The organism is Budvicia diplopodorum (genome assembly GCF_009800925.1).
Taxonomy (GTDB): domain Bacteria; phylum Pseudomonadota; class Gammaproteobacteria; order Enterobacterales; family Enterobacteriaceae; genus Budvicia; species Budvicia diplopodorum.
The window spans coordinates 20,660-46,073 of record NZ_WOYF01000003.1; the positions used below are offsets into that span (position 1 = coordinate 20,660).

At 49.6% G+C, this 25,414-nt stretch carries 23 protein-coding genes and 1 pseudogene; 9 read left to right on the forward strand and 15 right to left on the reverse strand.

Features of this window, described 5'->3' with window-relative positions; translation table 11 throughout:
• The first annotated feature begins 9 nt into the window (after positions 1-9).
• Positions 10-621 carry a transcriptional repressor LexA gene (gene lexA / locus GVI43_RS04105; RefSeq protein ID WP_159565485.1) on the forward strand — a complete coding sequence of 204 codons (612 nt, stop codon included), beginning with the start codon at positions 10-12 and terminating at the stop codon, positions 619-621.
• A 63-nt stretch (positions 622-684) separates the two neighbouring features.
• Here lexA and GVI43_RS04110 read toward each other — a convergent pair whose 3' ends face one another.
• Together GVI43_RS04110 and zur are read right to left on the reverse strand one after the other, a co-directional pair.
• Complete coding sequence (locus GVI43_RS04110) at positions 685-1,227, reverse strand: hypothetical protein (protein WP_159565486.1); 543 nt, start codon at positions 1,225-1,227, stop codon at positions 685-687.
• A gap of 160 nt (positions 1,228-1,387) precedes the next feature.
• Positions 1,388-1,834, reverse strand: a complete 447-nt coding sequence (gene zur / locus GVI43_RS04115; protein ID WP_159565487.1) for a zinc uptake transcriptional repressor Zur — start codon at positions 1,832-1,834, stop codon at positions 1,388-1,390.
• Positions 1,835-2,124: 290 nt separating this feature from the next.
• On the opposite strand from zur, the gene dusA reads away from it, so the two are divergent.
• On the forward strand, positions 2,125-3,123 hold the full coding sequence (gene dusA, locus GVI43_RS04120) for a tRNA dihydrouridine(20/20a) synthase DusA (protein ID WP_159565488.1): 999 nt from the start codon (positions 2,125-2,127) through the stop codon (positions 3,121-3,123).
• 59 nt (positions 3,124-3,182) lie between these two features.
• Here dusA and GVI43_RS04125 read toward each other — a convergent pair whose 3' ends face one another.
• The 4 genes from GVI43_RS04125 to GVI43_RS04140 form a co-directional block, all read right to left on the reverse strand.
• Complete coding sequence (locus GVI43_RS04125; RefSeq protein ID WP_159565489.1) at positions 3,183-4,154, reverse strand: aldo/keto reductase; 972 nt, start codon at positions 4,152-4,154, stop codon at positions 3,183-3,185.
• Positions 4,154-4,306, reverse strand: coding sequence for a hypothetical protein (locus GVI43_RS04130; RefSeq protein ID WP_159565490.1), 153 nt, complete (start codon positions 4,304-4,306; stop codon positions 4,154-4,156). The genes GVI43_RS04125 and GVI43_RS04130 overlap by 1 nt, the downstream gene beginning before the upstream one ends.
• 109 nt (positions 4,307-4,415) lie before the next feature.
• The gene (locus GVI43_RS04135) at positions 4,416-4,907 is read right to left on the reverse strand and encodes a YfbM family protein (RefSeq protein WP_159565491.1); all 492 of its coding nucleotides are present in this window, start codon (positions 4,905-4,907) and stop codon (positions 4,416-4,418) included.
• 96 nt (positions 4,908-5,003) lie between these two features.
• Positions 5,004-5,987 carry a quinone oxidoreductase gene (locus GVI43_RS04140; protein ID WP_159565492.1) on the reverse strand — a complete coding sequence of 328 codons (984 nt, stop codon included), beginning with the start codon at positions 5,985-5,987 and terminating at the stop codon, positions 5,004-5,006.
• A 145-nt stretch (positions 5,988-6,132) separates the two neighbouring features.
• Here GVI43_RS04140 and dnaB point away from each other — a divergent pair, with 145 nt between their 5' ends.
• Positions 6,133-7,557 carry a replicative DNA helicase gene (gene dnaB, locus GVI43_RS04145; protein ID WP_159565493.1) on the forward strand — a complete coding sequence of 475 codons (1,425 nt, stop codon included), beginning with the start codon at positions 6,133-6,135 and terminating at the stop codon, positions 7,555-7,557.
• A gap of 152 nt (positions 7,558-7,709) precedes the next feature.
• Complete coding sequence (gene alr, locus GVI43_RS04150) at positions 7,710-8,807, forward strand: alanine racemase (RefSeq protein ID WP_159565494.1); 1,098 nt, start codon at positions 7,710-7,712, stop codon at positions 8,805-8,807.
• A 118-nt stretch (positions 8,808-8,925) separates the two neighbouring features.
• On the opposite strand, the gene GVI43_RS04155 is transcribed toward alr, so the two are convergent.
• Complete coding sequence (locus tag GVI43_RS04155; protein ID WP_246201509.1) at positions 8,926-10,239, reverse strand: cation:dicarboxylate symporter family transporter; 1,314 nt, start codon at positions 10,237-10,239, stop codon at positions 8,926-8,928.
• A gap of 585 nt (positions 10,240-10,824) precedes the next feature.
• On the opposite strand from GVI43_RS04155, the gene GVI43_RS04160 reads away from it, so the two are divergent.
• A complete protein-coding gene (locus tag GVI43_RS04160) occupies positions 10,825-11,184 on the forward strand; it encodes an MmcQ/YjbR family DNA-binding protein (RefSeq protein ID WP_159565495.1) in 360 nt (119 codons plus the stop codon).
• A 239-nt stretch (positions 11,185-11,423) separates the two neighbouring features.
• Here GVI43_RS04160 and uvrA read toward each other — a convergent pair whose 3' ends face one another.
• On the reverse strand, positions 11,424-14,255 hold the full coding sequence (uvrA, locus tag GVI43_RS04165; protein WP_159565496.1) for an excinuclease ABC subunit UvrA: 2,832 nt from the start codon (positions 14,253-14,255) through the stop codon (positions 11,424-11,426).
• Between the two features lie 214 nt (positions 14,256-14,469).
• Here uvrA and GVI43_RS04170 point away from each other — a divergent pair, with 214 nt between their 5' ends.
• Both GVI43_RS04170 and GVI43_RS04175 read left to right on the forward strand, forming a co-directional pair.
• Positions 14,470-14,988, forward strand: a complete 519-nt coding sequence (locus tag GVI43_RS04170) for a single-stranded DNA-binding protein (RefSeq protein WP_159565497.1) — start codon at positions 14,470-14,472, stop codon at positions 14,986-14,988.
• Positions 14,989-15,296: 308 nt separating this feature from the next.
• Positions 15,297-15,809 carry a deoxycytidylate deaminase gene (locus tag GVI43_RS04175; RefSeq protein ID WP_159565498.1) on the forward strand — a complete coding sequence of 171 codons (513 nt, stop codon included), beginning with the start codon at positions 15,297-15,299 and terminating at the stop codon, positions 15,807-15,809.
• Positions 15,810-15,896: 87 nt separating this feature from the next.
• Here the strand turns inward: GVI43_RS04175 and GVI43_RS04180 are convergent, their stop codons facing one another.
• Entirely contained in the window at positions 15,897-16,226 is a 330-nt protein-coding gene (locus GVI43_RS04180; protein WP_159565499.1) for a hypothetical protein, read from the reverse strand.
• A 191-nt stretch (positions 16,227-16,417) separates the two neighbouring features.
• Here GVI43_RS04180 and GVI43_RS04185 point away from each other — a divergent pair, with 191 nt between their 5' ends.
• Entirely contained in the window at positions 16,418-17,170 is a 753-nt protein-coding gene (locus GVI43_RS04185; protein ID WP_159565500.1) for an HNH endonuclease, read from the forward strand.
• A 55-nt stretch (positions 17,171-17,225) separates the two neighbouring features.
• On the opposite strand, the gene GVI43_RS04190 is transcribed toward GVI43_RS04185, so the two are convergent.
• Together GVI43_RS04190 and GVI43_RS04195 are read right to left on the reverse strand one after the other, a co-directional pair.
• On the reverse strand, positions 17,226-18,107 hold the full coding sequence (locus GVI43_RS04190) for a DMT family transporter (RefSeq protein ID WP_159565501.1): 882 nt from the start codon (positions 18,105-18,107) through the stop codon (positions 17,226-17,228).
• 186 nt (positions 18,108-18,293) lie between these two features.
• Positions 18,294-18,908 carry a LysE family translocator gene (locus GVI43_RS04195; protein ID WP_159565502.1) on the reverse strand — a complete coding sequence of 205 codons (615 nt, stop codon included), beginning with the start codon at positions 18,906-18,908 and terminating at the stop codon, positions 18,294-18,296.
• 225 nt (positions 18,909-19,133) lie between these two features.
• Here GVI43_RS04195 and GVI43_RS15850 point away from each other — a divergent pair.
• Positions 19,134-19,355: pseudogene (locus GVI43_RS15850) on the forward strand (hypothetical protein); the annotation flags it as partial.
• On the opposite strand, the gene kdpE reads toward GVI43_RS15850, so the two are convergent.
• The 4 genes from kdpE to kdpB are packed head-to-tail and all read right to left on the reverse strand — an operon-like array spanning position 19,352 to position 25,406.
• Entirely contained in the window at positions 19,352-20,041 is a 690-nt protein-coding gene (gene kdpE / locus GVI43_RS04200; RefSeq protein ID WP_159565503.1) for a two-component system response regulator KdpE, read from the reverse strand. The pseudogene GVI43_RS15850 and the gene kdpE sit on opposite strands and share 4 nt — an antisense overlap.
• Complete coding sequence (kdpD, locus tag GVI43_RS04205; protein ID WP_159565504.1) at positions 20,038-22,737, reverse strand: two-component system sensor histidine kinase KdpD; 2,700 nt, start codon at positions 22,735-22,737, stop codon at positions 20,038-20,040. The genes kdpE and kdpD overlap by 4 nt, the downstream gene beginning before the upstream one ends.
• An 8-nt stretch (positions 22,738-22,745) precedes the next feature.
• Complete coding sequence (gene kdpC / locus GVI43_RS04210; protein ID WP_159565505.1) at positions 22,746-23,324, reverse strand: potassium-transporting ATPase subunit KdpC; 579 nt, start codon at positions 23,322-23,324, stop codon at positions 22,746-22,748.
• Positions 23,325-23,339: 15 nt separating this feature from the next.
• A complete protein-coding gene (kdpB, locus tag GVI43_RS04215) occupies positions 23,340-25,406 on the reverse strand; it encodes a potassium-transporting ATPase subunit KdpB (protein ID WP_159565506.1) in 2,067 nt (688 codons plus the stop codon).
• Positions 25,407-25,414 lie beyond the last annotated feature (8 nt).

Below are 25,414 nucleotides of genomic sequence, written 5' to 3' on the forward strand. Positions count from 1 at the left end.
TTTAGAAACATGAAAGCATTAACAGCCAGGCAGCAACAAATTTATGACCTGATTCGCGATCACATTGCCCAAACGGGCATGCCTCCGACTCGAGCGGAGATTGCTCAGACTTTAGGGTTTCGTTCACCGAATGCGGCAGAAGAGCATCTAAAAGCGCTGGCTCGTAAAGGCGTGATTGAGATCGTTACCGGCGCATCACGTGGCATTCGCCTGTTAATGGAAACCGAAGATGAAGGGCTACCCCTGATTGGGCGCGTAGCCGCCGGTGAACCACTGTTAGCTCAAGAACATATCGAAAGCCATTACCATGTTGACCCAGCCTTATTTAAGCCTCACGCTGACTTCTTGCTGCGGGTAAGCGGTATGTCGATGAAAGATATTGGTATTATGGACGGCGATCTGTTGGCCGTTCATAAAACGCAGGATGTACACAACGGTCAGGTTGTCGTAGCCCGTATTGACGATGAAGTGACGGTTAAACGTTTAAAGAAGCAGGGGAATGTGATTCATTTGCTGCCTGAAAACGAAGAATTCTCACCCATTGTGGTCGATTTACGTGAACAAAGCCTGACGATTGAAGGTTTGGCCGTTGGCGTTATCCGCAACGGAAACTGGATGTAAGCTATTTTTACGTCAGACAATAATAAAAAAGCGCCTTAAGGCGCTTTTTTCACATCTATCGGATCATTTCTTTGGTAGGAAAATGCTGCTCATTAGCTGGTTCTTATATTTTTCTAGCCGAGTAATATCAGAATTACTGGTAAGAAGAACCATATAAACTTTATTCTCATAGCGGGTAAAGACAAAGATACCGGAGACGTTTTCGTTCTCTTCAGAGGTACTCAGATCGATCTCCTCGGTACTGACCGGGCCATAGGTGCCGGAGATGCGGGTTACTTTCGCAGACTGAGTTTTAAAGCTATCGGCCATCAGGTCAACTTCATCTTTCAGCAGGATATCATCGTCGATTAGCTGTGCAGAAATTCGCCCCTGTAAATTAGGATCGTCCTGATTCTTTAATAGCCAGATGGCTGACAGTTCAGTCTCGATGAGTTCCCAATGGGCGGGTAAACTGCCGGGAAGCCCAGTGATCTCAGCCCAGCTCGGGGCAGTAACGCGTTGATTGCTATCGCTGGTAAGGCTCATCGGTATGTCTGTTGTTGCTCTGGCAGCAAAGCCTGAGAACGCACCCGCAAGTGCTACCATCGCCCACATGAGCTGCTTCATTGATAATTTCCTTGAAAAACAGATTAAATCAATTTATCGATACCAAGATAAAAAAGTCGCGGTATTACTGATTAATGAGTGTGAAATATATACCGAATTGGTAAGCGGGACAAAATCAAAACTCGCTATTGGCCTAATCAATTGGCTCGTAGTTACTATTTTATTTAGCGCAAAGGCTACAGGTGCCATGCGTTTCTAACACGCTGTGTTGAATCATAAATCCCGTTTTGAACGCCAATGCTTGAAGTAACCGATCGATACCATCGGCATGGTGCTCTGTTACTTGCCCACAGCTATCGCAAATAAACAGCGCCGAGGTGTGAAGCGGCTCTCCAACGTGGTGACACACCACATAGCTATTGGTTGATTCAATTTTATGAATGAAGCCCTGCTCCATTAAGAAATCGAGAGCCCGGTATACCGTTGGCGGTTTGGCCTGAGGTTCGGACACCCGAAGCAAGTCCAGCAAATCGTAAGCGCTGATGGCGTTTTTCTGACTGGCCATGAGGCGTAACACCTGTTGGCGCTGGGGTGTCAGACGTACCGCCCGCTGTTCACACATCTTTTGTGCTTTTGCTAATGTCGACTCTACACCGGCTGGTTTCATTTTTATCACTTTTCTTCGCAATGTTGCCACCGATTCTATCATGATTAGAGATTAACGCCGATAGTTCCCCATGGATAAACCCCGCTGAAATTTAGTCGGGGTTTTATCTGGCCCGAAGCGGGTACGTTGCCAGCTTTCGCTGGGTTTTCTATGTTAGAATAACCCTTAAGTTCATTTACTTTTCTGCGTCTAAGCACCATCGATGTCGTTTGGTAAGCAGAAACACAGTCAACCTGTACTAGATCTTATTTATTTATAAAACTCGTATCCATAAAACTCGCGAATCTCTTATGAACTCTGATAATGCCGTTAATTACCCTTCTCACCGTTTCTCCGTAGCCCCGATGCTCGACTGGACCGATCGTCATTGCCGCTACTTTCACCGCTTGTTAAGCGGGCAAACGTTGCTGTATACCGAAATGATTACTACCGGTGCAATTTTGTTCGGAAAAGGAAATTATCTGGCTTACAGTCAGGAAGAGCAGCCGGTGGCATTACAGCTAGGCGGTAGCGATCCGCAGGCGCTGGCGGAGTGTGCTAAGCGTGCCGAAGATCTTGGCTACAGCGAAGTCAATTTGAACGCAGGCTGTCCTTCCGATCGCGTGCAAAACGGGCGGTTTGGCGCTTGCCTGATGGCCGAGCCAGAGCTGGTTGCTGACTGCGTTAAGGCTATGAAGAGTGCGGTATCTATTCCTGTTACGGTAAAAACCCGCATTGGTATTGATGATTCAGATAGTTATGCATTTTTACAGCGGTTTATTCAGCTCGTGTCAGAGCAGGGGGGATGCGATAATTTTACCCTTCATGCCCGTAAGGCTTGGCTGTCCGGGCTAAGTCCGAAAGAGAACCGCGAGATCCCACCGCTGGACTATTCACGAGTTTATCAGGTTAAACAGGACTTTCCTCATCTGACCGTGGCGATTAACGGCGGTATCAAAACGCTGGATGAAGCGAAACAGCATTTACAGCACGTAGACGGCGTGATGATGGGGCGCGAAGCCTATCAGAATCCGGGAATATTGGCAGACGTAGACCGCGAACTGTTTGGCCTTCAGTCGCCAGCGCCGGATGTCGCAGCGGTGATTGAAGCCATGTATCCATATATCGAACGCGAGCTTTCACAAGGAACTTACCTCGGGCACATTACCCGTCATATGCTCGGTATTTTTCAAGGTATTCCCGGCGCTCGCCAGTTCCGCCGTCATCTTAGTGAAAATGCGCATAAAGCGGGCGCTGACGTTGAGGTTTTACGTCAGGCTTTGGCGTTCGTTACGGGTAAGAATGGTTAATCTCTATTTTAGAACAGCCACCCGTGCGGGTGGCTGCATAGGGTTAATCTCGTGATTGACTATTCGTGACCGGCCAGCTCTCTAGGGCGATAGGGTGCCTGTAGAATATTCACTTCGTCGTCCGATAGCTTTAGCGTAAGCGCCGCAACGGCATCATCCAAATGGTGAGTTTTAGACGCGCCGATAATCGGCGAGGTGATTCCTTCGCGCCCGTTTACCCAAGCTAATGCAACCTGAGCCGGTTGAACGCCACGAGCTGAAGCAACCTGTTCAACGGCAGCGACAATTGCGTCTTCTTGCGCCTGTTGGTTATACCAGCTATGAGCCGGTGTATCGGTGGCTGCCCGGATAGTTTTGCTTTTTCTGGAGCCGGTGAGAACGCCTCGGGCTAACGGTGACCACGGCGTAACGGCGATCCCCATTTCACGGCATAATGGCAGCATTTCGCGCTCTTCTTCGCGATAGATCAGATTGTAGTGGTTTTGCATTGAGACAAATTTAGCTAATCCGAGCTGTTCCTGCAGGCCCAGCATGCGCATAAATTGCCAAGAATGCATCGATGACGCGCCAATATAGCGGGCTTTACCTGAACGAACTACGGTATCTAACGCTTCGATGGTTTCTTCAATCGGCGTTTCAGGATCGAAACGGTGAATGATATACAGATCGAGATAATCTGTGCCTAAGCGTTTTAACGATGCGTCGATGCTGTTGAGTATATGCTTACGGGATAAGCCCCGATCGTTGGGTTTATCACTCATCGGGTTAAAGACTTTACTGGCGATGACGACATCGTCTCGTGGCACCATGCTGAGTAAGGTTTTGCCTAATACCCGTTCGCTGGTACCTAGTGAATACATATCGGCGGTATCAAAGAAGTTAATCCCCAGATCGAGAGCCTTCTTGATAAACGGCCTGGTTGCGCTCTCATCCAGAACCCATTCCCGCCACTCAGGGCTTCCGTATGTCATACAGCCCAAGCATATAGGCGACACTTTCATACCAGTGGAACCGAAGCGTACATACTCCATTAGGAGCCTCCTGTTTTATCAAACACCGGATGGCTGCAATAGCCATCAATCTTCTTATCGAGCGCCAGCAGGCAGTGTTCTAATTCAGCCAGATGGCTACGGACTTTTTCTCTATATAAAAAAGCCTTTTTGCCGGTAAGTACGATAACCATAAAGGTTTGAGTGCACTCTAAGCCAAGGAAATAGTCAGGACGCTCTATTTTGAGTAAATGTCATCACCGCCGTCAGAATGAAACGGCGGCGCTGGAAGAGCCATTTGGTTTAGTAGATGCTGACAACAATATGTCGATCGCTGTTCATGGCGTTTTTATAGAAGGCAGTTAACTGCTGTAATGCCTGCTCCAGCTCAATGAACAGTGAATTTTTGTCTTCTTTAACCCAGATATTCGGGTAGATCTCTGCCTGATTTAGTTTGGATGGATTAAACTCTGCGCGCAGTTGCTCGATATTCACCTTTGCCAGGGCTGCAACAATCGCATCCAGCTCATTGTTACCGATGGCAGCAATAAAGTTATCTTCATCCATGACGTGAATACCAACAATAGCATCGCTTAACGGATCGTCTTCAATCGGCGTGCTGGCAGAGGTTCCGGTCAGAATAAAATGCAGCCCGTCCCACATTTTGCCAATATCCAGCGCGTCATTGTTTTCCTGCAGCTCTTCAAGCGCGTCAACCAACGCTTGCCCTTCAAGGTCGATAAGATTGCTTAACTGGTGCTCTTCGATAGCCATGTAGCAGGCGTTCATTCCCATAGGTGGTATCCGCATTTAAGGTTAGATGAATAAAACGGTCAATAGGGGACCATGATAAACATGCGCCGAAGTTTTATCACCTGCGGCGCAACAATATTAAGGAATGAGCAGGCTAGAACCTGTGGTAGAACGGCTTTCTAACGCCTGATGGGCCCGAACAGCCTCTTTCAGTCGGAACTGTTGTTCAACCGCGACGTTAACGTTGATGGCCCCGCTGGCTACCATCGAAAACAGCTCATTCGCGGCATGTTGAAGCAGCTGTTTGGTATTAATGTAGTGGCCAAGGGAAGGGCGAGTGACGAACAGACCGCCTTTTTGGTTTAATATGCCGAGATCAACGCCGATCACCGCACCGGAGGAATTACCAAAGCTAACCATAAGCCCATGAGGCTTAATACAGTCTAGCGAATCTAACCAGGTTGCTTTACCCACGGAATCATAAACGACGTTGACTTTCTCTCCGTCCGTCAGCTCGAGAACCCGCTGAGCGATATTTTCTTCCCGATAGTTAATCGTGGCCCACGCTCCGTCTTGCATAGCCTGAGCCGCTTTTTCTGCAGAACCCACGGTGCCGATAAGCTTCACGCCTAAGGCTTTTGCCCACTGGCAGGCTATGCGGCCTACGCCACCGGCAGCGGCGTGAAACAGAATAATCTCTCCGGGTTTCACTCTATAGGTAAGGTGAAACAGGTAATAAACCGTTAAGCCTTTGAGAAACGACGAACCGGCCTGTTCATAAGAGATAGCATTAGGCAGCTTGGCGACCTTGTCGGCCGGCACGCAGTGATATTCGCTGTATGCTCCCAACGGAGCCTGTGCATAGACTACCCGATCGCCGACGTTAATATGCGTTACGCCAGAACCCACTTTTTCAACAATGCCTGCGGCCTCAGTACCTAAACCAGAGGGAAGATGCGGCGGCGGGTATAAACCGCTGCGTACGTAGGTATCGATATAGTTAATGCCGATAGTAATATTGGAAACTAAAATTTCGTTTGGTGCAGGATCTCTGGGCGTGTAATCAACATATTGCAGTACTTCGGGCCCGCCGTGAACAGCAAACTCAATACGCTTAGCCATTGTTTTATCTCCGGAGTGAGGCATTTTTATATAAATCTTATTTAAATTTAGCATAGCAGCGACGTTGATCGTTGGGTAGGCCGCTATCATCGAGTATACTGAGCATTGTTAATTTTTAATCGCAATCTGGATAGCTAACAATCCCATGTCTGGCAAAACACCTTTTACAAATAAGCAAAAATACCGTTCAGAACAACGGCCTGTAGACCGCCAAATGGAAGGGCTGAAAATGCCGCCTCACTCCCTTGAGGCCGAACAGTCCGTACTCGGCGGCTTAATGCTGGACAACGAACGGTGGGATAACGTTTCAGAACGCGTGGCGGCTAACGATTTCTATAGTCGCCCGCACCGGACGGTGTTCGCTGAAATGCAGCGTTTGCTGGAGCTGAACAAACCGATCGATCTGATTACCCTATCAGAATCACTTGAGCAGAAAGGTGAACTGGATCAGGTCGGTGGGTTCGCTTATCTGGCTGAGCTATCTAAAAACACGCCAAGTGCGGCAAACATCGGCGCTTATGCCGATATCGTTCGCGAACGCGCCGTTGTTCGTGAAATGATTTCCGTTGCCAATGAGATTGCCGATGCAGGCTATGACCCTCAGGGCCGTACCAGCGAAGACTTACTGGATTTAGCCGAATCGCGGGTTTTCCAAATAGCCGAAAGCCGGGCAAATAAGGATGAAGGCCCGAAAAGCATTGATAAGATTCTCGAAGACACGGTTTCCCGCATCGAGCAGCTTTATCAAAGCCCCCACGATGGTGTGACCGGCGTATCCAGCGGTTTTGTCGATCTTGACAAGAAGACCGCCGGGTTCCAGAAGTCTGACTTGATTATCGTTGCGGCTCGTCCGTCAATGGGAAAAACCACCTTCGCCATGAACCTGTGTGAAAACGCAGCCATGATGCAGGATAAGCCGGTGCTAATCTTCAGTCTGGAGATGCCCGGAGAACAAATTATGATGCGTATTCTTGCGTCGCTTTCCCGGGTTGATCAGACCAAAATTCGTACCGGTCAACTGGATGACGAAGATTGGGCCCGAATTTCCAGCACCATGGGCATTCTGCTCGAAAAGCGCAATATGTATATTGATGACTCCTCTGGCCTGACGCCGACGGAAGTGCGTTCCCGCGCCCGTCGCGTTTTTCGTGAGCACGGCGGCATTAGTCTGATCATGATCGACTATCTTCAACTGATGCGCGTTCCGTCACTGTCGGACAACCGTACGTTGGAAATCGCCGAAATTTCCCGATCGCTTAAAGCGCTGGCAAAAGAGCTTCAGGTGCCGGTTATTGCCCTGTCACAGCTGAACCGTAGCCTGGAGCAGCGGGCCGATAAGCGTCCGGTTAACTCCGACTTACGTGAATCGGGTTCTATCGAGCAGGATGCCGACCTGATTATGTTTATCTATCGCGATGAAGTGTATAACGAGAACAGCGAAGAGAAAGGCGTTGCTCAAATTATCTTAGGTAAACAGCGTAATGGCCCGATCGGTTCCGTTCGGCTAACGTTTCAGGGTCAGTGGTCGCGGTTTGATAACTACGGCGGTCCACAGTATGACGATGAATAACGTGGCCTGAACCGGTAGCCATCGGTTATATGACGTCACTAATTCATACACACTTCACAATCATATTATAAAAATAAAAGACCAATCCGTGGGTATTTACCGGTTTTTGAGGGCTACCCACGTAGCAATAATGTCATAACCAAGGAATAGAAATGATCTCGGCAACGGCTGTCATCGATCGCGGTGCTCTGAAACATAACCTGCATAGAATTCGTGAAATGGCGCCCAAAAGCCGTATTATCACGGTGGTTAAAGCCAACGGTTACGGGCACGGTCTATTAGATGTTGCACACGCATTACCTGATTCCGACTGCTTTGGCGTTGCGCGAATTGAAGAAGCGCTGATGCTGCGTTCAGGCGGAGTGATAAAACCCATTCTGCTGTTAGAAGGCTTTTTTTGCGCCGAAGACTTACCGCTGCTGGCGGTGAATAATATCGAAACTGTGGTACACAACATTGAACAGCTGGAAGCGTTAGAGCAAACCGATTTAGACCGTCCCGTTCGCGTTTGGATGAAACTGGATTCCGGTATGCATCGCTTAGGGGTTCGCCCTGAACAGGCCGATGCTTTTCATCAGCGCCTGAGCGCCTGTGAAAATGTGGTTCAGCCGGTGAATCTGATGAGCCACTTTAGCCGTTCAGATGAGCCAGAAGTTGACGCCACTCTCAAACAGATTGACTGCTTTAATACCTTTGTTGCGGGTAAGCCGGGGCTACAGTCGTTGGCGGCGTCCGGCGGTATTTTACTCTGGCCCGACGCCCATCGCGACTGGATCCGCCCCGGCATTATTATGTATGGCGTTTCTCCTCTGGCCGATTCACACGCCGATACCTTTGGCCTTAAGGCCGCAATGACGCTCAAAGCCAGTCTGATTGCCGTTCGCGAGCATAAAGCCGGTGAGCCCGTTGGCTATGGTGGAACCTGGATCAGTGAACGGGATACCCGTTTAGGCGTGGTGGCGATTGGCTATGGTGATGGCTACCCGCGCAGTGCTCCTTCCGGCACGCCCGTATTAGTTAACGGGCGTCAGGTGCCGCTGGTGGGTCGGGTTTCGATGGATATGATTTCTGTCGATTTAGGACCGGATGCCACTGACAAAGTGGGCGATGAAGTGATTATCTGGGGGCCGGAGTTGCCGGTTGAGACAATAGCGGCGCATACCGGCATTATTGCCTATGAACTGATTACTAAGCTGACCGCCAGAGTTTCAACCAAATACATTGATAGCACCTACTTCTATAGTAAATAAGATTGATCGGCCATAGATTGAAATAGATAAGTAGCCAATAAAGCGAAATCCCGCGTTCAGTAGTTTATCTGAACGCGGGATTTTTACATTGTTCCTGCTGAGACCCTTCAGAATGGCTCTATTCTTCAGCTTCCAGTCTGGCTCGTAGCGTAGGATCGTATTCCCCGTTGATTTTCGCGACCACTACGGTGGCCACGGCATTACCGATAATATTGGTGGTGGCCAGCGCCATAGACATAAACCGGTAAACACCAAACATGACGGCTACGCCTTCCAACGGCAGTATGCCGGTTGTGGTTATGGTGGCAGCAAATACAACAAACGCACCGCCGGACACCGTCGCCGCACCTTTAGATGTCAGTAACATAATCAGTAAAATACCGAGTAGCTGTTCCATACTTAGCGAAACGCCGTAAGCATTAGCCAGAAAGATAACGCCCATCGACATATAGATTGAGGTGCCGTCCAGATTGAATGCGTATCCGGTAGGAAGCACTAGCCCAACGGTTCGTTTGGTGATGCCATATGTAGGCAATTTCTCCAGCAATCGCGGCAGTACGCTTTCCGATGAAGCGGTACCGAAAGTAATGTACAGCTCATCTTTAATAAACTGGATGATGTTAAACAGATTCAGTTTGAACATGGCGCAAATACTACCCAGTACAACGCCAATAAACAGCAGTAAAGTGGCATAGAAGGCCAGTACCAGATAGGTCAGCTTGAGCAACATATCGACACCGTTACTGCCTACCGCATAGGCGATAGCGCCAAAGGTACCAATCGGGGCTAACAGCATGATCACATGAATAAATTTGAAGAATGCTTTAGCAACAAAATTCAGCGCGTTTTCAACCACTTCTCTCTCTTTGGTTTTCAGTAGCAAGATACCAAAGCCAAACATCAGCGCCAGAACCAGAACCTGTAGCAGATTATTGCTGGAGAAGGCGCCAACAAAGCTATCGGGAAAAATTCCCAGAAAGAATTGACCGAAAGATTGAGGTGCGGCGTGGGAAGCCTGGATTAAGCTTGTCGCCTGAGCGTTAACTGCACCATTGGTAAGAACGGTACCGCTGCCGACGCTAAACAGTTCGCCCATCCCAAAGCCAAACAGGATGGCAATAGTAGAAACGATTTCAAAGTAGATGAGGGCCGTAAGCCCGACTTTACCGACCTGTTTGATATCTCCGGTGGAACCAATACCGAGGGCTACCGTCAGGAAGATGAGCGGTGCCACTGCACTTTTGATTAAACGCAGAAAAATATCACCGAGAATTTTCAGGCTGGTGGCAAATTCAGGCCAGATAAAACCGACGAGAATACCAAGGATCATGCTAACGACAATTTGAAAACCAAGGCCTTTCCAGAGTGCTTTCTTAGGCTGTAACGTCAGTAATTCTGTATCTTGACCCATAGTTTGAGAGTTATTTATCATATAAGTATGCCTTAACTATCTGTCTTGTTGGAATAATAAAAATAAGAATATGAAAAACGAGAGGAATATTGCTCAGACCGTGGGGTTAGCCTGAACAGATGGCCTACAGGTTGTTATATTTGTTTTATCTATGTACTGAGGCAAAACATAAATAGTAATTTTTATGGTTTAAAGTTAAACGTTATAAAGTGGTTATAGCAGCTTTACTGTCTGATGTACCACGAAGCAAGCCGTCAGCTTATTCTCTTGCTGGCAAAACAAAGATGTCGGTCTGATAACCTACATCTAGGCCATGTTATATTTCTTTTTCTTTGTTATAACCAGATTCATTAGCGTGCTATGTCGTACAAATGTGAAGTTAATCACTAATTAGATTAATTTATCTGGAGTTTAATTTTAGATCGGATGAGCGTGCGTCAATAATTTCGGCGTTTGCACATTTTTAATACTATCTAACTTCCTCAATTTTATTTTGATCTAAATAGTGTATAACCCAAATTAGGTGGATATATTTTAATTTAATTTTAATCGCGGCTAATTAAATTAATAAAGTAAAATAAATTTATTTAAATAATGAGAAAAAATATGAATCACGAAACGCTGATTGAATATTGTTTAACAAAGCTGGGTTCGGTGCATGATTATGAAGCCACGTGGGAAGCCGATCGGGTTAAAGTATCTGGCAAAATGTTTGCTCTGTTGGGCGACTTTGATAATCGTCCGATCATTACGCTTAAATGCCCGCCGGCGCTGGCAGAGCAGCTGCGGGATGCCAATAAAGAGGTGATCCCCGGTTATTATATGAATAAAGCGCACTGGAATACGCTGTTTCTTGACGGGCTGCTGGATGAGGCGTTTGTCCACCAGATGATTGATATCTCTTATCAAGAAGTTTTAAAGACCTTGCCCAAGAAGGTACAGCTTACGCTGAGCGGGTCGTTATAGACTGTGTGCGTTCTGGCTGCTGACAATGTAGTTTAATTGGATTGCCGCGTAAGTTTCGTCCGCGAAAAGCACGTCGAAATATTAGCTTTTTCGAGCGGCCGAGGGGCGACGTTTTTGAGTATAGCGTGCACCGGGCCTAGGATTATATTTTTAAGACTAAATAGTTAACGGTTGGGTTTGTCATCAATCTAAAACGGGATAAACCATACTAACTGGTTTATCCCGTTTAGCTTTTTAGCCTAACCCTTAGCCAGAATCGGCTTTAGGAAGCGCGCAGTATGTGAATTTTCACATTTCGCGACGGTTTCTGGCGTACCGGCAACTAAAATTTCACCGCCACCGCTACCGCCCTCAGGGCCTAAATCAACGATCCAGTCAGCAGTTTTAATTACGTCCAGATTATGCTCAATCACCACGATAGTGTTACCCTGATCCCGCAACTGATGAAGCACGGTCAGTAGCTGTTCGATATCGGCAAAGTGCAGGCCGGTGGTTGGTTCATCCAATATATACAGCGTCTGGCCGGTACCGCGTTTCGACAACTCTTTGGCTAGCTTAACCCGCTGTGCTTCACCGCCTGATAACGTGGTGGCCGACTGACCCAAACGAATATAAGACAGGCCAACTTCCACCAACGTCTGTAGCTTACGCGATAGCGCAGGCACCGCATCGAAAAACTCACGGGCATCTTCTACCGTCATATCCAGAACTTCATGGATGCTTCTATTCTTGTACTTCACTTCCAGCGTTTCACGGTTATAGCGTTTACCTTTACACTGATCGCAAGGCACGTAGATATCCGGTAAGAAGTGCATTTCGACCTTAATCACGCCGTCGCCCTGACATGCTTCGCACCGGCCACCCTTAACGTTAAAGCTAAAACGGCCCGGATTATAGCCACGAGTACGGGATTCAGGTACGCCGGCAAACAGTTCACGGATCGGGGTGAAAATGCCGGTGTAGGTCGCCGGATTAGATCGCGGAGTTCGGCCAATCGGGCTTTGGTCAATATCGATAACTTTATCGAAGTGCTCCATGCCGGTGATTTCTTTATAAGGGGCAACTTCCCCTTCGGCAGCACCGTTTAGCTGGCGCTGAGCGACAGGGTAAAGCGTGTCATTAATCAGCGTTGATTTACCCGAACCGGAAACGCCGGTAATACAGGTAAACAGGCCAACCGGTATCGTCAGCGTGACGTCTTTCAGGTTATTGCCGGTTGCACCGATGACTTTAAGCACTTTGGTTGGATCTGCCGCTACTCGCTGCTGCGGGATGGCAATTTTGCGTTTGCCCGACAGGTACTGGCCGGTCAATGATTCTGGTACCTTCATGATGTCATCAACGGTACCTTCGGCAACCACATGGCCACCGTGAACGCCGGCACCCGGGCCGATATCAATCACGTGGTCAGCTTCGCGAATCGCATCTTCGTCGTGTTCAACGACGATCACCGTATTACCCAGATCGCGCAGGTGAATCAGGGTTTCCAGCAGGCGCTCGTTATCACGCTGATGCAGGCCAATCGAAGGTTCATCCAGCACATACATCACGCCGACCAGCCCTGCACCAATTTGGCTTGCAAGGCGGATACGCTGAGCCTCACCGCCGGACAGGGTTTCGGCAGAGCGGGACAGCGACAGATAGTTCAGGCCTACGTTAACCAGAAACTTCAGCCGATCGCCGATCTCTTTCAGAATTTTATCGGCAATCTGTGCGCGCTGGCCTTCCAGCGAAAGTGCGCCAAAAAACTTCAGTGCATCACCAATGCTGAGCTCAGAAATTTCCGGCAATGTGGTGTTTTCAACGAAAACGTGGCGGGCTTCTTCTTTCAGGCGCGTACCTTTACAGGTCATGCAAGAACGGTTGCTGATAAATTTAGACAGATCCTCGCGCACGGCGGAAGATTCGGTCTCTTTATAGCGGCGTTCCATATTGTGCAACACGCCTTCAAACGGGTGTTTACGCACGGTAGTATCACCGCGATCGTTAACGTATTTGAACTCAATCGTCTCTTTGCCGGAACCGCTCAATACCGCTTTATGGATATTGTCTGGCAGAGATCCAAACGGCGCTTCGATGTCGAACTTATAGTGCTCAGCCAGCGAACGCAGCATTTGGAAGTAATAAAAGTTACGGCGATCCCAACCGCGAATAGCGCCACCGGCCAGCGAAAGCTCGGGGTTTTGCACTACGCGCTCAGGGTCGAAAAATTGTTGAACGCCCAAGCCGTCACAGGTCGGGCAGGCACCGGCCGGGTTGTTGAACGAGAACAGGCGGGGTTCCAGCTCACGCATACTGTAGCCACACACCGGACAGGCAAAGTTAGCGGAGAACATCAGCTCTTCAGCCTTTGAATCGTCCATATCGGCGATAACGGCGGTGCCGCCGGACAGCATTAATGCGGTTTCAAAAGATTCGGCTAAACGCTGGGCCAGATCTTCACGCACTTTAAACCGGTCAACCACCACTTCAATGGTGTGTTTCTTTTGTAGTTCCAGCGTTGGCGGATCGGATAAATCGCAGACTTCGCCGTCAATTCGGGCGCGGATATAGCCCTGACTGGCCAAATTCTCTAGCGTTTTAACGTGCTCGCCTTTGCGATCTTTAACGATCGGGGCCAGCAACATTAAGCGATTACCTTCAGGTAATCCCATCACTTTATCAACCATCTGGCTGACCGTTTGAGCCGTTAGCCCAATATCGTGCTCCGGGCAGCGAGGCTCACCCACGCGGGCAAACAGCAGACGCAGATAGTCATGAATTTCGGTGATGGTTCCCACGGTAGAGCGCGGGTTATGAGAGGTTGATTTTTGCTCGATAGAAATTGCCGGAGAAAGACCTTCAATATGGTCTACGTCGGGTTTTTCCATCAGAGACAGGAACTGGCGCGCGTAAGCTGACAGTGATTCGACGTAACGGCGCTGCCCTTCAGCGTATAAAGTATCAAACGCTAATGATGATTTACCTGAACCCGACAGGCCTGTGACAACAATCAGCTTGTTGCGAGGCATAATCAGGTTAATGTTTTTTAAATTATGGGTGCGGGCGCCCCGGACTTCGATCTTATCCATTTCTACAGGCCTTAAGTTATTTCCGACACGGAACTAGAAATTATGGCATAAAATAAACTGAATGGATATACAGTATTATGATGCAATCATGTTCATGTTGTAATAAAATTTGTGCACTAAATTCCATCTTTCTACAGTAGTGTGGATCGCCTATTGCCATGCTACAATCGTTAGATTAAAAATCGTAGACCTTTACTCATTCAGGAGAATTGATATGGCCAGCAGAGGCATCAATAAAGTAATTCTTGTCGGAAATCTGGGGCAAGACCCGGAAATTCGTTATATGCCTAATGGTGGTGCCGTAGCGAATATTACTATCGCGACTTCCGAAAGCTGGCGTGATAAGCAAACCGGTGAGCAGAAAGAGCGCACCGAATGGCACCGCGTTGCTATTTTTGGCAAATTAGCTGAAATAGCCGGTGAATATTTGCGTAAAGGTTCGCAGGTCTACATTGAAGGCGCACTGCAAACTCGTAAATGGCAAGATCAGGCCGGTCAAGATCGTTACACCACTGAAGTTGTGGTTAACATTGGCGGCGTGATGCAAATGTTAGGCGGGCGTCAGGGCGGCGGAGCACCAGACGGTCAGCCACAGCAGCAGGGCAGTTGGGGCCAGCCTCAGCAGCCACAGGCGGAAGGTCAGGCTTCACGTCCGGCTCCTAGCAGCGCTCCGGCAGCGCCGCAGGGTGGAAATGAACCACCGATGGATTTCGATGACGACATTCCGTTCTGATTTTAGCCATGGCTAAAAACTTAGTATAAAGAGCTCTATTTAACCGTAGAGCTTTTTTTTGGCCTCAATTTCACCGACGAATATATTGAAGTATTAATTAGATAGAACTAATTTCCGGACAAAACGTAGATCTGAGCACGGGCCAACTGACGATTAAAGCCTGTTGTGGTAAAACCAACTCTTTCTCTGTATAGCAAAATAGAAAAGCGCTACTTTGGCTGGTATATTGTGGCCCAAGCTTAGTTTTCTGGCGATATCAGCGGCAGATATCAACTAATTCAATTTATTACCCCCTCTGGAGCGACAGTATGGAAAGGCATGAGTACTACATGAATATTGCGATGGCCGTACGTAAGAAAGCCAACTGTCTCGGTCGCAAAGTGGGTGGTGTAATGGTGAAAGATAACCGGATAATTTCGACCGGTTATAACGGTACGCCGGAAGGAATAACCAACTGTACCGACGGTGGATGCGTTCGCTGCCGGGAGCGTGAGGCGTATAAAGCCAGCGTCGGCTATGACGTGTGTATCTGCGTTCACGCTGAGCAGAACGCGATTATTTCAGCGGCCCGCTTTGGCAACCCGGTTGAAGGTTCCGTGGTGTATTCAACGCTGCGCCCCTGCTTCGACTGCACGAAATCCATGCTACAGGCTAAAGTTCAGGCGATTTACTACCTCCATGACTGGATACATCCGATTAGTGAACTACAGGAACAGTATGAATTGCTACAGGCTCAGTTTGCCGGCGGCGTTCATCAGGTAGTGATGGACGATCCCGAAGCCGATTGGGCTAACGCGGTGCCAGCACCGGTGCAGGGTTAGTCTTAAGAATGGGTGATTCAGGCGGCGGATTAATTCAGTCAGATTAATGGCTGCCTGAAGATCGGACTATATTTGTCTGGCGGTATTTTAGAATTCACTCGTGGCGTCTAACCAACTGTCCAAATTTGTCAGCCGGTGTTTGCGGTAATAGTCGGTAAAAATCGTAACCACTTCATTGAGATCGGTGGTTATATAACGGTAGTGAATAAAGTTATTATCCGTCATTACCCGAGTTTCAATCATATATTGATTGCCGTCGAGAGCGGCTTGTAAATAGATTGACCCACCGATTGGCGTTTGTGGTTCGAGAACGATAAAACTATCAATATCATCATATAGCCCGGCAATAGCTTCCTGTAATACCTCGAAGTCTATTCCTACCTGTATCCGGCCATTAATCATAATGTTGAAGTTCATAACGTACCGCTTCTGTTGTAGGGCATGGACAAACCGATTAAATCAGTGACGTATGATAATACTGCGTTCTCGTACGTAATTATAGCGATTATCATACGCTTCCTGACCGGTACCCATTTAATTGAATTTGACAATCTTTCACCGCTGCTGAATATTGGCCCCCTTTTATCGATATTCCATTGGAGATGGTTTTGGCATTGATTACCCAATTTGGCCAGGCACAGGATAATGCCATTCGTTTTTCAGCGGTTTTGCAATACCAAGAATCACGTATTTTTAGCCAGTTAAGCCATATTGAGCGTTGGTACTATTTTCCTGATGCCGGCGTTTTTGCTCCGGGAAAATTTATTGAGTATCAGGATGCTGATTTTAATCATGACGGCTTAACCTATATTGATAAGGCTTTAGATACGGTTAATGTGCTTGAGCAATGGTTCTCTCCGTTAGATCCCAATACCTCAATGTACAACGATCTTGAGCGGCAGCTAAGCCAATTTCTTGCTAAGTTAGGCCACGTATTGAGTGAGGAATTCATCAGCGATCGGGGTGGAATTCACGTTCCGGTTAGCGATTTTTCGATAACCCATTACCCCGACGACGTCAGTGCACAATATTATCGTGAAGGCTCGGTCAGGTCGGTATTAGTCAGCGGCTATGAGCGTAATCCAACGGTCAGAACGGCGTGCATCGATTATTACGGCTGCGTTTGTTACGTTTGCCATTTTGATTTTGCCAAGGCGTATGGTGAAGTCGGGCGAGGCTTTATTCACGTTCACCATCTGAAAGAGCTCTCACTGATTGCCGATGATTATGAAGTCAATCCGGTTGCCGATCTTCGCCCGCTATGCCCGAACTGCCATGCGATGATCCACCGCACCCGACCGGCGATGTCGCCGGAGGCGTTGAGAAGCCTGATAGATGAGAATATAAACGGGAAAACCTGATTTGTCGGGGTAGCGCCGATCGGCTACCCCGCAGCGTTCTATTGCTATCGAGAGCCTAGGGCTTTCTCTTGCCTATAGGCGTGCGTAATCGCTGGGCCAGAATCACGCCAATCAATGCCACCCCGCCGCCAATAATATGATAGCTGTGCAATGGTTCGTGTAAAACGCTGATGGCAATCACTGCGGTAAACAGCGGTGCCAGATTCATAAATAGTGCGGCTTTGTTGGCTCCCAGCTTCATTACTCCGAGGATCCAAAAGTACGGCGCAAGTATCGACGCTGGAATCCCGGCATACAGCACCAGCGGAATATTGGTGGCGTTCAGTGAAACGTCCGCCGTCATCAGGAAGTTAGGCAGCAGCGCTAGCGCACCGAAGAATGCCTGCACGTACAGCGACTGCCAGCTGGTTAACGGGATAGCCCAACGCTTAGTTAACACGCCGTATAGCGCATAAGAGATAGCGGCTGCCAGCATCATCAGCTCGCCTTTACCCACGCCCATATGCAATAACTGGCCGGGATTACCCGCGCTGATTAACCAGACGATACCGCTAAAAGATAGAATGCCGCCAAGAACGGTGCCCAGCGTTGGCGGAACGCGCAGTACGGCAACGCTGATTAACACCGTCAGTAACGGAATTAACGACACAAATATTCCGATAGTCAGTGCACTGATAGTGTAAGCCGCGTAATAGGCCAGACTTTGGTAAAGCGCCATGCCCAGCAGGCCGAGTATCAACAGCTTTCCCAGATTCAGATACACGGTCTTTCTGTTGCGGATAACGCCGGGAAGAATAAAAGGAGTCAGAATTGCCACTGCCAGCGCCCAGCGATAGAAGGAGATGGCCGCCGGGTCAATGGCCCCTGCAGACAGCTTATTCACTATCGCATTGATAGCCCAGATGATGACGGCAAACAGTGGAAACAAAATGGCCATGGGCGGAAAACTCTTACACCGGTAAAATTGAAGCACAGAGTGTACCTCTGTCAGGTTTGGAAAATATAGCTAAAAACAGACAAACGTAGCGTCTTTCCGATAATTGATCGGGCTCTTGGTTTAATCAGCAGATTCGCTCAATTGGTATTACTCAATGCTTTTACTCTCCAGCCTGTTCTGTGCTCCTTATACCAACGCCCGAAACGTTCGCCACTCATCCAGCAGCAGCCAGCCCGCGGTAATCGCCAGCGATCCGGCCATCAGGCCATTAAACACCCTAAGCCGCCAGCCGACCCGTAGCGTTTGCTGTAGCCTATCGCCCATCCATGCCCAAACGTAAACGCAGGGAAAGCCAATAATGGAAAAGGAGCCCGATAACAGCAGAGTGCTGTTGATGATATTACCCTCTTTCGCCGTGAACAAAATGGCCGCGTTAATCAGCATCAGCCACGCTTTAGGATTTACCCACTGGAATAGCATCGCACCGACCAGCGTCATTGGCGCGGCGTGTTCACGTCCTACCGGGCTTCCCGACAGCCAAATTTTCCATGACAGCCACAGTAGGTACAGACAGCCAAACACTGCCAGCGGCAGCCTGATGGCTGAAATATGGGTAATGATGGTGCTAAGAGAAAAGGTAATACACAGGCATAAAACGGCACAACCGAGGCTAATTCCGACCAAATGCGGAAGCGTGCGCTTTAGGCCGAAGTTTACACCGGAAGTCGCCAGCATCAAATTATTGGGGCCGGGGGTAATACTCATCACAATGATGTAACTAATCAGGGCAATATCGGGCATCGTTGTTCCTGCGCTAACTAATAAAATATTTAAATATAGTAGAGGGGAAATTCACTGGGTAACAAATACAGAAAATATATTTTTAGATGAATACAGTTGTACTAATTTTATTCTATCGAACTGAAAGCCCAGAGACTAACTGATGATACCCTCCGACAATGAAGCGACGCTATACCAACAGCTAGCCGACGGCATTGGTAATGCCATACGGCGCGGAGTGCTTGAGTAATATTTTGTACCAGCTTTACTAAAACGTTAGCGCCTGATTTTCACATTGGCTGGATGTCGGGCGTGCTGTTTTCACCTAACGGCCGGTATAGCCATGTATTCCGTTTATCCTGCTGTTACCCGTTTGACCAGCGTTATAGCTGGGCGATTAAGCGAATCGGGGAGCTGGCGGGAGAGATGTTAACCCAATATAACCGTGATTGCGGTCAACCGGCCTAAAGCATAAACCGATATCCAACGCCGATTTCAGTAATCAAATGCCGAGGACGGCTCGGATCCTGTTCCAGCTTTTGCCGCAGGTGGCCCATATAGATACGTAGATAGTGACCGTGTTCGGTACTGTTCGGCCCCCATACGCTGTTGAGCAGCTGGCGCTGGGTCAGCACTTTTCCGGGGTTGGCCAGAAGTTCAGACAACAGGCGAAATTCGATCGGTGTCAGGTGGATCGCCTCGCTATCACGCATAACCTGACGGTTAATTAGATCGACGCTGATAGTGGAAAAGGTAATTATCGGATCTTCCTGAGCTGAGTTCGGGCGGTGGCGCAGGGCAACTCTGACTCTGGCCATCAGTTCGCTAACGCCAAACGGCTTAACCAGATAGTCTTCGGCCCCGGCGTCTAATGCGCTGACCTTATCCTCCTCCGAGACTCTGGCCGACAGTACAATAATCGGAATGGAGCTCCACTGGCGCAGGTCACGGATAAAATCTAAACCGTCGCCGTCCGGCAGGCCAAGATCGAGGATAATCAGATCGGGCTTACGGGTTCCGGCTTCGATTAATCCACGCTGCAAGGTTTCACTTTCGAACACCCGGCAGTTCTCATGCTCTAGCGCGGCCCGCACAAAGCGGCGGATCTCTTTTTCATCTTCAACGATTAATATGGCCGGTGACGGTTGGGTCATTGTTCTTCTATTCCGGTTATCAGCTCGGGTTGGGGCTCTAACGGCAGCGTAAAGTAGAAACGGGCTCCGCCGTTGGGGCCATTTTCTGCCCGTATAGTACCACCGTGTAGCTTAATAATAGCCTGACAAATCGCTAAACCTAACCCGATACCATGAATGGCGGACTCTTTATTGCCGCGGGAAAACTTATCAAAAATAGCCCGCTCTTGCCCGTGGATAATTCCGCCACCGTTGTCGTTAACCTCAACTTCAATAAACTTATGGTTAGGCTGCTCATGAGCGCTGATGCCGATTATAGCGCGTTCTCCTGCATACTTAACCGCATTCTCCAGCAGGTTAAGAAAAATGCGTTCAATCAGCGATGAGTCACAGTTAATGAGCGGCAGGTCCGGCGGTAGGTCAATATTAACCTGATGCTGATCCAGCAGGTTATCTAGCGTATGTAAGGCGCTGCCAATAATTTCTTCCAGCGACTGCCACTCCTTTTTGGGCGCAAACCCACCCGACTGAATGCGCGCCATATCGAGCAAATTGTTGACCAACTGAGTGGTATTCAGTACATATTGGCGGATTTTCTCCGCCTGAGGTGCATATTCTGAACGGGCGGCTTTGAGGCCAAACGCCAGAATGTCTGTCTGGCCCAGCAGGACTGTCAACGGTGTACGTAAATCATGGGACAGGGCGGCCAAAAGTGAGTTACGAAGCTGCTCTCTGTCGGCATCCAGCTTAGCCGCTTCGGCCGTTTTGGTTAAATCAAGCCGCTCCAGCGCGTTAGCAATCAGAACGGTATAAGTTTGTAATAGCCGCTGTTGTTCGGGGATCATTAACTGCCTCAGGCTAGCCGGTTCAATGGCCAAAACGCCGAAGGTTTTATTCTGACTGATTAATGGCTGAAGTTGGTAAGGAACGCTGGGCAGGGTATCGGTACCGGAACCGGCCGGCGAGCGTTTATCAAAACACCACAGGGAGATGGCGCTGTCAACGTTGACGATATTGTGGCTGTCGACGTTAACGGGGGTCAGAATGCCCCGCTCATTGGGCAGCAGCAGGCTGTTTTTGGCGTTAAAACTGCTGGAAATAAAGTAGCTGCTGCTCTTGGCGATATCTTCAACGGTCAGCGCCCGACTGAGCATTTTAGACATTTCGTACATATGCTGAGCGCGCTGTTCGCGGGTTCTGGCAACCTTAGCCTGATAACGAACTCCGGCAGTCAGGTTACCGATCACTAAGCCGACCATCAGCATAACGCCGAAGGTGACAATATATTGCATATCCGTGACGGAAAAAGACCAGCGGGGCTGGACGAAAAACAGGTCAAAGCAGGCGACGTTGGCGACGGTGGCTAATACCGATGGCCAGCGGCCGTAAAATAATGCCACTATCACCACGCCCAGCAGATAGACCATCACGATATTGGCCAAATCGAACATCGGTAGCTGCCAGTGTGCCAGCATGGTAATCAGACCACACAGCACCAGTGCCACCGCACAGCCCTGAATTTCTAACTTCCATTTTTCGCTAAACGGGCGGGCGTCAATCTCTCCACTATGAAGAGGCGCGGGGTTTTCCTCTACGGCGATAATTACCAGATCGAGGTCTGGTCCCAGTTTGCCCAATCGATCGGCAAAGCTTTTGTGCAGCTTCCAACGCTGTTCGCTGCGGCGCCCGATAATGATTTTGCCTAAATTATGCTCTCTGGCATAGCGTAAAACGGCCTGCTCTTCACAAGGATCGGATAGGGTTGCGGTTTCGGCTCCTAGCTCCTGAGCTAGCTTTAAGGAGCGTAGAATTACCCGACGCTGGTCTTTAGGAATTTGATGTAACCGAGGCGTTTCGACATACACCGCGTGCCAGATACAGCCAAGCTTAGCCGCAAGGCGGGCTGCCGTTCGCACCAGCTTATCGCTACCGCTATGACGACCGATACACAACAATATGGCGTCTCTGGTGTGCCATACTCGTTCTCCATCGCCGCTTTTACGAAAAGCCTGCATCTGGTCGTCCACCCGATCGGCGGTGCGCCGCAGGGCCAGTTCGCGCAGAGCGATTAGGTTACCCTTGCGGAAAAAGTGTTCAATGGCCCGCTCGGCCTGCCCGGGTAAATACACCTTGCCTTCGTTGAGCCTTTGGCGCAGATCGTCAGGGGGAATGTCCACCAGAATAATGTCAGTGGCATCGTCAAATATCCGGTCAGGAATGGTTTCACGAACCCGAATGCCGGTAATACCGCCAACGATATCGTTCAGGCTTTCCAGATGCTGAACGTTAACCGTGGTGAAAACGTCGATGCCAGCGTTGAGCAACTCTTCAACGTCGTTCCAGCGTTTAGGATGGCGAGAACCTCTGGCGTTGGTGTGGGCCAGTTCGTCGATCAGGATAACCGCCGGATGGCGGGCTAGCGCAGCGTCTAAATCAAATTCTCTGACGTGACGGTTTTGGATATTGATACGCTTGAGCTGAAGTACCTCTAACCCCTCAAGCAGGGCGGCGGTTTCGCTGCGACCATGGGTTTCAATCACGCCTGCGACCACGTCATGCCCCTGAGCTCGAAGCCGCTGGGCCTCCTGTAGCATCGCATACGTTTTCCCAACGCCAGCGCAGGCACCAAAGAAGACTTTTAGCTTACCGCGGGTCTCTTCGGCAACCTGAGCGAGTAGCTTATCCGGGTCTGGCCGCTGAAGTTGGTTATCCGACATACGTATCCTCATTGTCTGATTTTGGTTTCATTATCCAGCGCCAGATTGAGCTGCAGCACGTTAACGACCGGTTCACCCAGCACGTTAAAGGGTTCTGACGTATTCAGTTTAATCAGTTGGTTTATTCTGTCCACAGGAATCTCGCGGGCCAGCGCAACACGGTTGGCCTGATAGTATGCCGCCTGCGGTGAGATTTGCGGGTCTAAGCCGCTGGCCGATGTGGTTACCAGCTCAACGGGAACCGGGCCGGACTGAGCCGGGTTATCGTGGCGGATCTGCTGAATCTGGCTGGCGATCCTTTGTTTTAACAGCGGGTTGCTGCCAGCAAGGTTACTACCGCCGGACGCTAATGCATTATAAGGCATCTCGGCGGTTGCCGACGGTCGTCCGTGGAAATAGTCCGCCCGGGTAAAGTTCTGACCGATCAGGGCGGAGCCGACCACTTGGCTATTGGCGGTTATTAGCGAGCCGTAGGACTGCGCCGGGAAAAATAGCTGTGCTAAGCCAGTAACGGCCAGCGGATAAACTATTCCGGTAGCCAACGTCATTAATATCAATAGTACAAAGGCCGGGCGTAAGTAGCTCATGATGTTGGTTCCCATTTAAGCCAGACCTAACAAGGTCAGCAGCATATCGATCAGTTTAATACCGGCAAAAGGAACCACCAGACCGCCAAGTCCGTAAATTAGCAGATTACGGCGCAGCAGCGCCGCTGCCGACATGGCGGTATAGCTCACGCCCTTCAGCGCCAGCGGGATCAGAAATACGATAATCAGTGCGTTAAATATTACCGCAGACAGAATGGCCGATGAGGGCGATGTCAAATACATAACGTTGAGAATATTCAGCTGTGGATAGGTTGCTGAAAACGCGGCAGGAATAATGGCAAAGTATTTAGCCACGTCGTTGGAAATGCTGAACGTGGTCAGCGATCCCCGGGTCATCAGCATCTGTTTACCGATGTGCACCACTTCAATCAGTTTAGTTGGGTTAGAGTCCAGATCGACCATATTCCCGGCCTCTTTGGCCGCCTGAGTTCCCGAGTTCATCGCAACGGCAACGTCGGCCTGTGCCAGCGCGGGAGCGTCGTTGGTACCGTCACCGGTCATCGCCACCAGGCGGCCTTCAGACTGATACTGACGGATCAGGGCCAGTTTCGCTTCGGGCGTTGCTTCAGACAGAAAGTCATCGACCCCGGCTTCGGCGGCAATGGCAGCAGCGGTTAAGTGGTTATCACCGGTGATCATCACGGTTTTTATGCCCATCAGGCGTAGCTGCGCAAAGCGTTCTTTAATACCGCCTTTGACAATATCTTTCAGTGCGACCACGCCCAGCACCCGATTGCCTTCGGCAACCACCAGCGGAGTTGCGCCGGTACGGGCAACCTGCTCGACCAGAACGTTAACCTCTGCCGGGAACTGGCCCTTATTGGAGGCCATATAGTTGCGAATAGCGTCAACGGCGCCTTTACGAATATGGCGGCCCTGAACGTTGACGCCGCTCATGCGGGTTTGGGCAGAGAACTGAATGAAGGTGGCGTTCAGTGCGTTGAGGTCTCGTTCGCGCAGGTTAAAACGCTGTTTAGCCAGTACCACAATGCTGCGGCCTTCTGGGGTTTCATCCGCCAGTGAAGCAAGCTGTGCGGCATCGGCCAGCTCTTGCTCTTTTACGCCGTGAGCGGGTAAAAACTCTGAAGCCTGACGGTTGCCCAACGTAATGGTTCCGGTTTTATCCAGCAGCAAAACGTCTACGTCACCGGCGGCTTCAACGGCGCGCCCGCTGGTGGCAATCACGTTAGCGCCCAGCATCCGGCTCATTCCCGCGACGCCAATAGCGGAAAGCAGGCCGCCGATGGTGGTTGGAATCAAACAGACCAGCAGGGCGATCAGGATAGTTATCGATACGCCGGTGCCAGAGCCATTCGCTTCCACGCTAAACAGAGAGAAGGGGAAGACTGTCGCCGTGGCTAATAAAAATACGATAGTTAAGGCAATCAGCAAGATGGTCAGCGCCACTTCATTTGGCGTTTTGCGGCGTTTCGCGCCTTCAACCATGGCAATCATCCGATCGAGGAAGGTTTCACCCTGATTGACCGTGCTCTGGATAATCAGCCAGTCAGACAAAATTCGCGTGCCGCCGGTGACGGAAGAAAAGTCGCCGCCGGATTCACGGATCACCGGTGCGGATTCACCGGTAATGGCGCTTTCATCGACCGAGGCGCCTCCTTCAATGATTTCCCCATCGCAGGGAATGATATCGCCAGCCTTGACCAGCACGATATCGCCTTTTTGCAGGCTCTCGGAGCTGACGGTTTCAGACGGTGAATTCAGCCGTGGCTCAGCCAGCTTATTAGCCCAACTGGTTTTTTTAGCGCCCTTCAGGCTTTGCGCCTGTGCTTTACTGCGCCCCTCTGCCATTGCTTCTGCAAAGTTAGCAAACAGAACGGTAAACCATAGCCACAGGGCAATATTACCGGTAAAAAGAGCGCTGCCCTGAGATTGACCCGCTAAGATCGTTAGCCAAATCACGGTGGCAATAATACTGCCCAAATAGACCACAAACATTACCGGGTTGCGCCATTGGGTGCGCGGGCTTAGCTTTTTGAACGCCTCTTTCAGCGCGGTGCGTAGTAATGCGGGTTCAAAAATTGCGCGTTGTTGACGAGTCATTTTGTTGT